The organism is Thermomonas sp. HDW16 (genome assembly GCF_011302915.1).
GTDB lineage: Bacteria > Pseudomonadota > Gammaproteobacteria > Xanthomonadales > Xanthomonadaceae > Thermomonas.
Genome location: NZ_CP049872.1, coordinates 1,662,237 through 1,675,243, shown reverse-complemented (window position 1 = coordinate 1,675,243; position 13,007 = coordinate 1,662,237). Strand labels below are relative to the sequence as shown.

Annotated in this window: 9 protein-coding genes; 6 read left to right on the top strand and 3 right to left on the bottom strand. The window is 64.3% G+C overall.

All coding sequences use genetic code 11. The annotated features are described in order from the left end of the window. Positions 1 to 3 precede the first annotated feature (3 nt). Positions 4 to 2,175: an ATP-binding protein gene (locus tag G7079_RS07820; RefSeq protein WP_166056772.1), complete on the top strand. Its 2,172-nt coding sequence runs from the start codon at positions 4 to 6 to the stop codon at positions 2,173 to 2,175. Positions 2,176 to 2,178: 3 nt separating this feature from the next. Here the strand turns inward: G7079_RS07820 and G7079_RS07815 are convergent, their stop codons facing one another. Both G7079_RS07815 and G7079_RS07810 read right to left on the bottom strand, forming a co-directional pair. Then, entirely contained in the window at positions 2,179 to 3,069 is an 891-nt protein-coding gene (locus G7079_RS07815; RefSeq protein WP_166056771.1) for a crotonase/enoyl-CoA hydratase family protein, read from the bottom strand. A gap of 166 nt (positions 3,070 to 3,235) precedes the next feature. Beyond that, positions 3,236 to 4,912 carry an AMP-binding protein gene (locus G7079_RS07810; RefSeq protein ID WP_166056770.1) on the bottom strand — a complete coding sequence of 559 codons (1,677 nt, stop codon included), beginning with the start codon at positions 4,910 to 4,912 and terminating at the stop codon, positions 3,236 to 3,238. Between the two features lie 159 nt (positions 4,913 to 5,071). Here G7079_RS07810 and G7079_RS07805 point away from each other — a divergent pair, with 159 nt between their 5' ends. Further along, positions 5,072 to 5,482, top strand: coding sequence for a nuclear transport factor 2 family protein (locus tag G7079_RS07805; RefSeq protein WP_240906143.1), 411 nt, complete (start codon positions 5,072 to 5,074; stop codon positions 5,480 to 5,482). Positions 5,483 to 5,537: 55 nt separating this feature from the next. Here G7079_RS07805 and acnA read toward each other — a convergent pair whose 3' ends face one another. Further along, positions 5,538 to 8,300 carry an aconitate hydratase AcnA gene (acnA, locus tag G7079_RS07800; protein ID WP_166056768.1) on the bottom strand — a complete coding sequence of 921 codons (2,763 nt, stop codon included), beginning with the start codon at positions 8,298 to 8,300 and terminating at the stop codon, positions 5,538 to 5,540. A gap of 142 nt (positions 8,301 to 8,442) precedes the next feature. On the opposite strand from acnA, the gene G7079_RS07795 reads away from it, so the two are divergent. From G7079_RS07795 to G7079_RS07780, 4 genes are all read left to right on the top strand, one after another. After that, positions 8,443 to 8,643 (top strand): AbrB/MazE/SpoVT family DNA-binding domain-containing protein, encoded by a 201-nt coding sequence (locus tag G7079_RS07795; RefSeq protein ID WP_166056767.1) that lies wholly within the window; start codon positions 8,443 to 8,445, stop codon positions 8,641 to 8,643. 4 nt (positions 8,644 to 8,647) lie between these two features. After that, the gene (locus tag G7079_RS07790; RefSeq protein ID WP_166056766.1) at positions 8,648 to 9,046 is read left to right on the top strand and encodes a type II toxin-antitoxin system VapC family toxin; all 399 of its coding nucleotides are present in this window, start codon (positions 8,648 to 8,650) and stop codon (positions 9,044 to 9,046) included. 46 nt (positions 9,047 to 9,092) lie between these two features. After that, positions 9,093 to 11,684, top strand: a complete 2,592-nt coding sequence (locus tag G7079_RS07785) for a bifunctional aconitate hydratase 2/2-methylisocitrate dehydratase (RefSeq protein ID WP_166056765.1) — start codon at positions 9,093 to 9,095, stop codon at positions 11,682 to 11,684. A 140-nt stretch (positions 11,685 to 11,824) separates the two neighbouring features. Continuing rightward, entirely contained in the window at positions 11,825 to 12,985 is a 1,161-nt protein-coding gene (locus G7079_RS07780) for an IS30 family transposase (protein WP_166054920.1), read from the top strand. The last annotated feature ends 22 nt before the right edge of the window (positions 12,986 to 13,007 follow it).

Sequence of the window (13,007 nt, the reverse complement as noted above, 5' to 3'; positions counted from 1 at the left end):
ACCATGCGTGCGGGACTGCACTGGATGCAGTCGCGCCTGCACGGACGTGCGGACAGCGAGCATGCGCAAGTCTTCGTGCGCATCGCGATCACCAGCTTGTTCGCCGCCTACCTGGGCTGGGAAGTCCGCGGTGGTGGCAGCACTGCCTTGGTCGCCACCTGGTGGATCCTGGTCGGCGAATGGGTGCTTTCGGTCGGCCTGCTGGTCGCGATCCTGCTGTCGCCCGCGCCCTCCAGCCTGCGCCGTTGGATCGGCATGCTCGCGGACTATGCGGCGATGGGCGGCGTCATGCATCTGCAGGGGGAAACCGCATCTCCGCTGTACGCCGTGTACCTGTGGGTGACGATCGGCAACGGCATGCGTTACGGCACGCAGTACCTGTTCGCGGCCACCGGGCTCGCCACCCTGTCGTTCCTGTTGATGATGCGCAGCACGCCGTACTGGCTGGATAATCCGTATCTGTCGTGGGGTTTGCTGGTGGGGCTGGTCGCAGTACCGTTGTACTTCGCCTCGCTGCTCAAGGCACTGACCACGGCGATCGGCGATGCACGGCGCGCGAACCAGGCCAAGAGCCTTTTCCTGGCCAACATGAGCCACGAATTCCGCACGCCGCTCAATGGCTTGTCCGGCATGTCGGAGTTGCTGGCCAGCACCCGGCTGGATTCCGAACAGCGTGGCTACCTGGAGACGATCCAGGCCGCCGCGCGTTCGCTGCTGGCGCTGGTGGAGGACGTGCTCGACATCTCGGCGATCGAGGCCGGCAAGCTCAAGGTCAAGCTTGAGGAATTCGAGCTGCGCGGCCTGCTTGACGAGATTGAGCTGATCCTGAAGCCGGATGCGCGTGCACGCCAGCTGGACTATGTCATCGACATCTCGAGCGACGTTTCCACCCGCCTGCGCGGCGATCCTGGCCATCTGCGCCAGGTGCTGTTGAACCTGCTCAGCAACGCGATCAAGTTCACGCCTTCGGGCGAAGTGCGGCTGCAGGTTGCGCTTGCCGACTCGGCGAGCGCCACGCGGCAACGCCTGCGCTTCACCGTATCGGACACCGGCATCGGGATACCCGCTTCGGCACGCGCGAAACTGTTCGAAGCGTTCGAACAAGCCGACAACAGCCTGTCGCGCAAGCACGGCGGCACCGGGCTGGGCACCACCATTGCCAAAGGCCTGACCGAGGCGATGGGCGGTTCGATCGGCTTCGAAAGCAGCGAGAACATCGGCAGTCGCTTCTGGGTCGAATTGCCCTTCGAAATACCCATCGCCACCGCGGATTCAGCCGTTGCCAGCGCGCAAGCGCCGCGATCGGCCGCGCGTGGCGGGGCAGGCGACAATGTGATCGCGTTCGCCGATCCCTTCCTCCGTCACCGCGCCCGAGTCAGGCCGCTGCACGTGCTGATTGCCGACGACCATGCCGCCAACCGCATGGTGTTGCAGGGCGTGCTGCAGAAGGCAGGGCACCGCATCCTGATGGTCGATGATGGCGAAGTCGCGCTGGATGCATTGGCCGCGGACAGTTTCGACCTGGCTATCGTCGACCTGCACATGCCGAGGCTGAGCGGCATCGATTTGCTGCGCCAATTGCGGGTGATGGAAGCCGGCTCGCGCGATCGTACTCCGATCGTTGTGCTCAGCGCGGACGCCACCCCGGAGTCCGTGCTCGCCTGCACCAATGCCGGCGCCCGCGCTTATATTCCCAAACCGTTCGCGGTATCGAAACTGCTGGATGCGATCGCGGAGATCGCCTCCGGCGGCACGCTGGGGAAACTCGAGGAACCACGCAACCCGCCCAGCGTGATCGCCTCCGGCATCCTCGACCCGGAGGTGCTGGACGAGTTGTCCGCGCTGGGCATGGGCTCGGCGTTCGAGGCAGATTTCGTCGGCCAGTGCGTCGCCGACGCGCGGGTCGCGCTGGCACGGATGCGCCGGGCCGGCGAAAACGACGAATGGGAAGAGTTCCGCGACCAAGCACATGCGCTCAAGGGTATCGCCGGCAACCTGGGACTGATTCAGGTCGCGGCCCAGGCCGGTGAAATCATGAAGACCAATGGCTTCGAACTGGCGCGCCACTGGCGGCAGTATGTGGCCACGCTTGTCGAACGCCAGCGCCAAGGCGAACAAGCGCTAGCGGCGCGCGGGACGTGGCAGCCCGCGCGAGGCGAAGACGCATCGACGTGATCGTCAGGCCGATACGGCGGCAGGCGTTCCATGGCGCTTGTACTGTGCACGGACGAGACGTTCCATCGTACGCATCGATTTCTCGCCGAGCTGCATGGCGGTGTCCACCCAGACTTCGGTGATCGCCATCATTTCCTCCAAGGTGACCGGCTGCGACATCGCGCGCACCCGGTGCATGGCGGCACGCGCATGCGGAATCCGGCGATTGGCCCGGATCACGTCTTCGACGGCCTGCACGCCCTGTCCGCGAGGCACCAGCATGTCGACCAGCCCCATCTTGTACAACTCGTCGCTGCTGAGTACGTCGCCGGACAGCATCATGCGTTCCGCCTGGTGCGGGGCGATGCGCTTGCACAGGAACGAGTAGGCGCCCATGCCGGGGAACAGGTCGAACAGTACCTCGGGCAAACCCATGCCCACGCCTTCCTCCGCCACGATGGTGTGGCAGCTGAGCGCCGCTTCGAACCCGCCACCGAGCGCATCACCCTGCACCAAGGCGATGCTGTGCGCGCCGGCATCCAACCCAGTATGGAACGCATGCACGCCACGCACACACTGGCGCGCGTAGGTGAGCAGGGCATGGCGATCCTGGCGCCTGATCGAGTCGCAGAAATACTGGAGATCACCGCCCAGGTTGAAGGCATCGCAGTCCGAAGCCAGCACGACATGTTGCAGGCCAGCGCCGTCCTCGCCGCGCGCACGGCGCATGCGATCGGCGAGCGACCATTGGTACTGGATGATCTCGTTCACCAACGCCGGCTTGAAACAGGCCCGTCCCGGGTTGTCGGCCAAATCGGCATGCATGTGGCACCAATGCACGCTTGCATCCGCGCTTTCGGTAATGCGCAGTGTGGAGTAACGCGGGACGGGGTTCAGCTTTTCCAGGGTGGACATGATCGCTCCGACAAGTAATGCCAGCCCGGGCCTGGCCGGCAGGGGTCAGGGGGATGTCGAGAGAGGAGGCCCGTGCGGCCTCTATGCGCCTAAAAACGGCGAAGTGCAAGCAAAATAGCCCCGGATGGCCGCTCGGGGCTTCGTTTGCCGTTACGGGGGCAAGGACTCAGCCCTTGGGCGGCTCCCGCAATTCCTTGCGCAGGATCTTGCCGACATTGCTCTTCGGCAACTCATCGCGGAACTCGACGAACTTCGGCTGCTTGTAACCTGTGAGGTTTTCACGGCAGAACGCCTTCACCGCATCAACGGTAAGGGCCGTGTCCTTCTTGACGATGAAGACTTTCACCGCTTCGCCGGACTTCTCGTCCGGCACGCCGATCGCGGCCACTTCCAACACGCCAGGCATCATCGCGATCACGTCCTCGACCTCGTTCGGATACACGTTGAAGCCGGACACTAGGATCATGTCCTTCTTGCGGTCGACGATGTAGAAATAACCCTGCTCATCCATCCGCGCCACGTCGCCGGTATGCAACCAGCCATCGGCATCGATGACCTTCGCGGTTTCTTCCGGACGTTGCCAGTAGCCGCGCATGACCTGCGGCCCCTTGACGCACAATTCGCCGATCTCGCCGATCCCCAGCAGGTTGCCGTCGTCGTCCTTGATGCAGACATCGGTGGAAGAAATCGGCAAGCCGATCGAACCGTTATAAGCCGCCAGGTCAAGCGGATTGATGCAGACTGCGGGTGAGGTCTCGGTCAAGCCATAGGCCTCGGCCAAGGTGGTACCAGTGACCTGCTTCCACTTGTCGGCCACCGCGCGTTGCACGGCCATGCCGCCGCCCAGGGTCAGGTGCAGCTTGGAAAAATCGATGTCGGAAAAACCCGGAGTGTTGAGCAAACCGTTGAACAGCGTGTTGACGCCGGTGATCGCGGTGAACGGGATCGCCTTCAGCTCCTTGACGAAGCCGGGCATGTCGCGCGGGTTGGTGATCAAGTGGTTGTGCGCGCCGAACTTCATGAACACCAGGCAGTTCGCCGTCAATGCGAAGATGTGGTACAGCGGCAACGCGGTGACGATCAGCTCATTGCCAAGCCGGATGTTCGTGCCCACCCACGCCGCCGCCTGCTGCATGTTGGCGACCAGGTTGCGGTGGGTGAGCATCGCGCCCTTGGATACGCCTGTGGTGCCGCCGGTGTATTGCAGGAAGGCAAGGTCTTCCGCCGCATTCTTCACCTCGGGCAATTGGTGCATGCGGCCCAGGGTGAGGGTGTCGCGGAAACGCACGGCACCGGGGATGTCGTAATCGGGCACCATCTTCTTCACGTGCTTGAGCACGAAGTTGACGATCATGCCCTTCGGGAAACCGAGCATGTCGCCGAGGCCGGTGGTCACCGCACGCACGCCCGGCACCTGCGCCAGCACTTCCTGCGCGACGTTGCCGAAATTGTCGAGCACCACCAGCACGGTGGCGCCGGAGTCGACGAGCTGGTGCTTCAGCTCGCGCGCGGTATACATCGGATTGGTGTTGACCACGGTCAGGCCGGCGCGCAGCACGCCAAGCACCGCGACCGGGTATTGCAGGCAGTTCGGCATCATGATCGCGACGCGATCACCTTTCTTCAATTTCAGCTCGCCGAGCAGGTAGCCGGCGAAATCGCGGCTCAAGCGCTCCAGGTCGGCATAGCTGATCGTCTTGCCCATGTTGGAGAAGGCGGGATTGTCGCGGTACTTGAGCAGTGCCGCATCGAAGACATCGGTGATCGCGGCGAACTCGTCCATGTCGATTTCGGCCGGCACGCCAGCGGGGTAGTGGGCCAACCAAGGACGTTCGGAACTCATGCACTGCTCCCCTGCGAGTGAACGCCGTCATATTCGCCGGCGTATGGATTGCAGTCGATTTCAGCATAGGCTCCAATCAGTGACAAGGCGATTCGGCAAGAAAGGAGGTATGCCGCAATGCAGCAATTTCGCGGGTTTCAGCGTTCTGCCGCAATCATCGTGATCACAGCTTCGTTGCTGCTCGGTGGTTGCGGACGAAACGATCCGGAACAGGCCGTGCGCAAGCAGGTCGAGGCGATGCAAACCGCCATCGATGCGCGCGATGCCGGCGATATCGACGCATTGCTGGCCGATGATTTCATCGGCAACGAGGGCATGGATCGGCGCGGCGTACGTCAACTTGCGGCTGCGGTTTTCCTGCGCCATCGCGATGTCGCGGCGAAAGTCGGCCCGGTCGACGTGGAACTGCGCGGCAACAACGATGCCATCGCGCGCTTCAGCGTGCTCGCCACCGGTGGATCCGGCGGCCTGTTGCCGGACAGCGGGCAGGTCTACCAGGTGGAAACCGGTTGGCGGCTGGTGGACGGGGAGTGGAAGCTGCTCAACGCCAGCTGGACGCCGAATCTCTGAGCCGCAAACACGAAAGGCGGCTTTCGCCGCCTTCCGTTTGATCCAGCATCGACCGTCAAGCCGTCTTGCGGCTGGCCAACTGCCGCAGCACGTACTGCAGCAGGCCGCCATTGCGGAAGTATTCGACTTCCTTCGGCGTCAGCAGCAGCACCTTGGCATCGAACGTGGTCGCCGTGCCATCGGCCTTGCGGGCGCTGACCTTGGCGATCTTGCCGGCGCCGTCCTGTAGCCCCGCGATCTCGAACACTTCCGAACCGTCCAGCCCCAGCGCGGCCGCATTCTGCCCATTGAGAAACTGCAACGGCAGCACGCCCATGCCCACCAGGTTGCTGCGGTGGATGCGCTCGAAGCTCTCGGCGATCACCGCCTTCACGCCGAGCAGATTGGTGCCCTTGGCCGCCCAGTCGCGGCTGGAACCGGTGCCGTATTCCTTGCCGGCCAGCACGATCAGCGGCACGCCGTCGGCGTTGTACTTCATCGCGGCATCGTAGATCGCCAGCTTCTCGCCGGTGCTGCTGCCCGGTGCGAAATACAGCGTGTTGCCGCCTTCCTCGCCGCTGAACATCAGGTTCTTGATGCGGATATTGGCGAAGGTGCCGCGCACCATCACGTCGTCGTTGCCGCGACGGCTGCCGTAGCTGTTGAAGTCGGCCGGCTGCACGCCGCGCGAGACCAGGAAGCGGCCGGCAGGCGAGTCCTGCTTGATATTGCCGGCCGGGCTGATGTGGTCGGTGGTGATCGAATCGCCGAACAGGCCGAGCACGCGCATGCCGTCGATATCGTCGATGCCGCCGACCTGCATGGTCATGCCGTCGAAGTAGGGCGGGTTCTTGATGTAGGTCGAAGCGGCATCCCACTCGAATGACTCACCTTCCGGCGAGGCAATCTGGTTCCAGCGCGAATCGCCCTTGAACACATCGGCGTAGTTCTGCTTGAACAGCTCCGGGCCCACGGTGGCGGCGATGGTGTCGCCGATTTCCTTGTTGCTCGGCCAAATGTCGCGCAGGTAGACGTCGTTGCCGGCCTGATCCTGACCGAGCGGTTCGTTGACCAGGTCGATGTCGATGGTGCCGGCAATCGCGTAGGCCACCACCAGCGGCGGGCTGGCCAGGTAGTTCATCTTCACTTCGGGATGCACGCGGCCTTCGAAGTTGCGGTTTCCGGACAGTACCGAGGCGACCACCAGATCGTTCTCGGCGATGCCCTTGCTCACCGCCTGCGGCAGCGGGCCCGAATTGCCGATGCAAGTCGTGCAGCCGTAGCCGACCACGTAGAAACCGAGTTTTTCGAGATCAGCCAACACGCCGGCTTTCTTCAGGTAATCGGTGACCACCAGCGAGCCCGGCCCGAGCGAAGTCTTCACCCACGGTGCCGCCTTCAACCCCTTGGCCGCCGCGTTGCGTGCCAGCAGGCCAGCGCCCAGCATCACCGCCGGGTTGGAGGTATTGGTGCAGGAGGTGATGGCGGCGATCACCACCGAGCCATCGGTCAGGTGGTGTTCGCCGTCTTCCAGGCTGATCTTCGAGATCGGCTTGGCCGCCAATCGATTGGCCTGTTCCTGGTCGCCGCCCTCGCTGTCCAGCTTGTTGATCGCGCAGCCCACGGCAGCGCGGCTGGCGGTCATCGGGCCCAGGTTCTCGTTGAAGTTGGCCTTCATGCCGGACAGCAGCACGCGATCCTGCGGGCGCTTGGGGCCGGCGAGCGAGGGCTGCACATTGCCCAGGTCCAGTTCCAGTGTGGCGGAGTAGGTGGCGTGCGGGGAATCGGCGTCGTGCCACAGGCCCTGCGCCTTGGCATAGGCCTCGACCAGCGCGATCTGCTCCTCGCTGCGGCCGGACAGGCGCAGGTAGGTGAGGGCTTCGGCATCGATCGGGAAGATGCCGCAGGTGGCGCCATATTCGGGTGCCATGTTGGCGATGGTGGCGCGGTCGGCCAGCGGCAGGTGCTGCAGGCCTTCGCCGAAGAACTCCACGAACTTGCCGACCACGCCGTGCTTGCGCAGCATCTGGGTGACGGTGAGCACCAGGTCGGTGGCCGTGGTGCCTTCCGGCAGCTTGCCGGTGAGCTTGAAGCCGACCACTTGCGGAATCAGCATGGACGACGGCTGGCCGAGCATCGCGGCTTCGGCCTCGATGCCACCCACGCCCCAGCCCAACACGCCGATGCCGTTGATCATGGTGGTGTGGCTGTCGGTGCCGAATACGGTGTCCGGAAACGCCCACAGTTCGCCATCGACACTGCGTTCCATGACCACGCGTGCGAGGTTCTCCAGGTTCACCTGGTGGACGATGCCGGTATTCGGCGGCACCACCTTGAAGTTGCCGAATGCCTTCTGGCCCCAGCGCAGGAAGCTGTAGCGCTCTGCGTTACGCTCGAACTCGATCTTGCCGTTGAGGTCCAGCGCATCCGGGCGACCGAACACATCCACCTGCACCGAATGGTCGATGACCAGTTCCGAGGGAATCAGCGGATTGATCTGGCTGGCCTTGCCGCCCAGCTTGACCACGGCATCGCGCATCGCCGCCAGGTCGACCACGCAGGGCACGCCGGTGAAGTCCTGCAGCACCACGCGTGCCGGCATGAAGGCGATCTCGGTGGCGGGTTCGGCCTTGGCATCCCAAGTGGCGACGGCCTCGATGTGCTCCGGGCCTACCGTCATCCCGCCGTCCTCGTGGCGCAGCAGGTTCTCCAGCAGGATTTTCATGGAGTAGGGCAGCTTTGCCAGGTCGAAGCGCTCGCCTAGCTTGGCAAGGCTGGAATAGGTGTAGGACTTGCCGTTGACGTCGAGGCGGGCGCGGGTGGAGAACGAATCGGCCATGAGGGGCTCCTGCGGTGGCGGCGGCGCGTGGGGAAACCCTGAAGTCTAAGGGCAGCCGCTGCACGCCGCGGTGACGGTTGGACGAATTGGGGTATGCCGGATGAAGTATGTATAATTCTTGCATACTCAAGAGGGCGTACCGATGGAAGCCACCGTTGCCGAACGCGGCCAGATCACCTTGCCCAAGGCCGTGCGCGATGCGCTGGGACTGACCAAGGGCAGCGTGCTCAAGGTGGAGCTGGACGGCAGCCGCATCGTGCTGAGCAAGCACGTGGACGATGCGATTTCCCGCGTGCGCGGCAAGTTCGCGTTGGACGCCACCGCCGGCGGCGACAAGGCTTGAGCCGATGATCGCCGTCGATGCCCCGGTGCTGGTCGAACTGCTGACCGACGGCCCGCGTGCCGACGCTGCCGAAGCCTGCCTGCGCCAGGCGCTGGGCAGCGGCCGTGTGGTGGTCTGCGATGCCGCACTAGCCATCGTCTGCGCCTCCCTGCGCAACGGTGCCGAAGCGCTGGGCGCGCTGGAGGAAATGGGCGTGCATTACAGCGTGCTCGAATCCAAATCCGCGCTGCGCGCCGGCGAGATGCAGCGCCGCCAGCGCCAACGTGGCGGCGACACCCGTCCCACCACCGATTTCTTGGTCGGCGCACACGCACTGCTGCAATGCGACGCGCTGATCACCTACGACACCGCCTTCCATCGCGACTACTTCAAGGGCCTGAAGCTGATCGTGCCCAAGGCCTGACCCCGATTTCTGACCAAGTTCCACGTTTTCTCCCGGAGACTCCCCCATGTTGCATGCCTACCGCCAACACGCCGCCGAGCGCGCCGCCCTCGGCATCCCGCCGCTGCCGCTGACCGCGCAGCAGACCGCCGACCTGATCGAACTGCTGAAAGATCCGCCGCCGGGCGAGGAAACCTTCCTGCTCGACCTCATCAGCAACCGCGTGCCCGCCGGCGTGGACGACGCGGCGAAGGTGAAGGCTTCGTACCTTGCCGCCGTTGCCCACGGCACTGAGCGCAACGCGCTGATCAGCCGCGCCCGCGCCACCGAGCTGCTGGGCACCATGCTGGGCGGCTACAACATCCATCCGCTGATCGAGCTGCTGGACGATGCCGAAGTCGGCACCGTCGCCGCCGATGCGCTCAAGCACACCCTGCTGATGTTCGATGCCTTCCACGATGTGCAGGCCAAGGCGAAGCAGGGCAACGTGAATGCCCAAGCCGTGCTGCAGAGCTGGGCCGATGCCGAATGGTTCACCAGCAAGCCGGAAGTGCCGGAAAGCCTGACCATCACCGTGTTCAAGGTGCCGGGCGAAACCAATACCGACGACCTGTCGCCGGCACCGGACGCCACCACCCGTCCGGACATCCCGATGCACGCGCTGGCGATGCTGAAGAACAAGCGCGAAGGCGCAGCCTTCGTGCCTGAAGAAGACGGCAAGCGCGGCCCGATCCAGCAGATCGCCGATCTCAAGAACCAGGGGCACTTGGTCGCTTACGTCGGCGACGTGGTCGGCACCGGTTCCAGCCGCAAATCCGCCACCAATTCCGTGCTGTGGTGGACCGGCGAGGACATTCCGTACATCCCCAACAAGCGCTTCGGCGGCGTGTGCCTGGGCAGCAAGATCGCCCCGATCTTCTACAACACCATGGAAGATGCCGGCGCGCTGCCGATCGAACTCGACGTCTCGCAGATGGACATGGGCGATGTGGTCGAACTGCGTCCGTACGAGGGCAAGGCGCTGAAGAACGGCGAGGTGATCGCCGAATTCCAGGTCAAGTCCGATGTGCTGTTCGATGAAGTCCGCGCCGGCGGCCGCATCCCGCTGATCGTCGGCCGTGGTCTGACCGCCAAGGCGCGCGAAGCGCTCGGCTTGCCGGCATCGACCCTGTTCCGCCAGCCGCAGAACCCGGCCGATACCGGCAAGGGCTACTCGCTGGCGCAGAAGATGGTCGGCCGCGCCTGCGGCCTGGCCGAAGGGCAGGGCGTGCGTCCCGGCACCTACTGCGAACCGAAGATGACCTCGGTGGGTTCGCAGGACACCACCGGCCCGATGACCCGCGACGAGTTGAAGGACTTGGCTTGCCTCGGCTTCAGCGCGGACCTGGTGATGCAGAGCTTCTGCCACACCGCCGCCTATCCGAAGCCGGTGGACGTGAAAACCCACCACACCTTGCCGGAATTCATTTCCACGCGCGGTGGCATTTCGCTGCGTCCGGGCGATGGCGTGATCCACAGCTGGCTCAACCGCATGCTGCTGCCGGATACCGTGGGCACCGGTGGAGATTCGCACACCCGTTTCCCGGTGGGCATCAGCTTCCCGGCCGGCTCCGGTCTGGTCGCATTCGCCGCCGCGACCGGCGTGATGCCGCTGGACATGCCGGAATCGGTGCTGGTGCGCTTCAAGGGCGAGATGCAGCCCGGCGTGACCCTGCGCGACCTGGTCAACGCGATTCCGCTGTACGCGATCAAGCAGGGCCTGCTGACCGTGGCCAAGCAGGGCAAGAAGAACATCTTCTCCGGTCGGATCCTGGAGATCGAAGGCCTGCCGCAGCTGAAGGTGGAGCAGGCGTTCGAGCTGTCCGACGCATCGGCCGAACGCTCCGCCGCCGGCTGCACGGTGAAGCTGGACAAGGCACCGATCATCGAATACCTGACCAGCAACATCACCCTGCTGAAGTGGATGATTGCCGAAGGCTATGCCGACCCGCGTTCGCTGCAGCGGCGCATCGAGAAGATGGAAGCCTGGCTGGCCGACCCGCAGTTGCTGGAAGGCGATGCCGATGCCGAATACGCCGCGGTCATCGAGATCGACCTGGCCGACGTGCATGAGCCCATCCTGGCCTGCCCGAACGACCCGGACGATGTGAAGACCCTGTCCGATGTGGCCGGTGCCAAGATCGACGAAGTGTTCATCGGCTCGTGCATGACCAATATCGGCCACTTCCGCGCCGCCGCGAAGCTGCTGGAAGGCAAGCGCGACATTCCCACGCGGCTGTGGGTGGCACCGCCGACCAAGATGGACGCATCGGAACTGACCAAGGAAGGCCATTACGGCACCTTCGGCAGCGCCGGCGCGCGCATGGAAATGCCCGGCTGCTCGCTGTGCATGGGCAACCAGGCACAGGTACGCGAAGGCGCTACCGTGTTCTCCACCAGCACCCGCAACTTCCCCAACCGACTTGGCCGCAACTCCAACGTCTACCTGGGCTCGGCGGAACTGGCGGCGATCTGCTCGCGGCTGGGCCGGATCCCGACCAAGGCCGAATACATGGCCGACATCGGCGTGATCAACGAGCAGGGCGCGGAGATCTACCGCTACATGAACTTCGACCAGATCGAGGATTACAAGCAGGTCGCCGACGGCGTCGCCGCCTGATCGATCCGTCGTCGGAACGAAAACGCCCGGCGATGCCGGGCGTTTTATTCAGCCGTTGCAACCCATGAACGCATTGCACGGCGGTTTCATACGATCAATGCAACACATGGCTAGCTGCCCAGGCAGCGGGAGTGTTGCGGTTGAAGCGAAGAACCCGGATTCAATACACCGATACCCAGAAGGGCCTGATGTGGGACCGCTGGCAGAAGGGCGAGTCACTCCACCAGATCGCTAGGCTGTTCGACAGACACCACACGTCGGTGCGCGGGATTCTTGCTGCGACTGGTGGTATCCGCCCGCCGGCTCGCTGCCGGTCGGTCCGCGCCTTAACCCTAGCCGAGCGCGAAGATGTGTCGCGGGCGCTGGTGGCTGGGCATTCGATCCGCTCGATTGCAACGACGCTTGGCCGGGCTCCGTCGACGATCAGCCGCGAGATCCTGCGTAATGGCGGCGCCGAGCGGTACCGCGCCAGCCACGCCGATCAGGCGGCGTGGGACCGGGCGCATCGTCCGAAGACTTGTAAGCTGGCGCTGCATCCTGCGCTGGCGAAACGGGTGGCTGACAAGCTGCAACAGCAGTGGTCACCCCAGCAGATCGCCGGTTGGCTGATGCGCACCTACCCCAATGATGCGGCCTGCCAGGTGTCCCACGAGACGATCTACCGCACGCTCTTCATCCAGTCGCGCGGCGCGCTGAAGAAAGAGCTCCTGGAGCACCTGCGGCGGACGCGGGCGATGCGTCGTTCCCGCCACCACACCCAGAAGACGGCAGACCACGGCCGAATCTGCGACACCGTGTCGATCCGCGAGCGGCCCGCCGACGTCGAGGATCGGGCCGTTCCCGGGCACTGGGAAGGCGACTTGCTGTTCGGCAGCGGCAACAGCCAGATCGCCACGCTGGTTGAGCGCAGCACGCGCTACGTGATGCTGGTGAAGGTCGATCGTAAGGACACGAGGACGGTGGTTGACGCGCTGATCGAACATGCGCGCCAGCTGCCGAACCAGCTGTACCAGTCGCTCACGTGGGATCGCGGCAAGGAGCTGGCCGACCATCGTCGCTTCACCTTGGCCACGGACATCCAGGTCTACTTCTGCGATCCGCAGAGCCCTTGGCAGCGCGGGTCGAACGAGAACACCAACGGCCTGCTGCGGCAGTACTTCCCGAAGGGAATCGACGTGTCAGGCTTCACCCAGACCCAGCTCGATGAAGTGGCTAGGCGCTTGAACGAACGGCCACGCAAGACGCTGAACTTTGAGACGCCAATTGAGCGTTACCGACAGGCTGTTGCGTTGACCGGTTGAAACCGCCACGAAGACAGGTCCT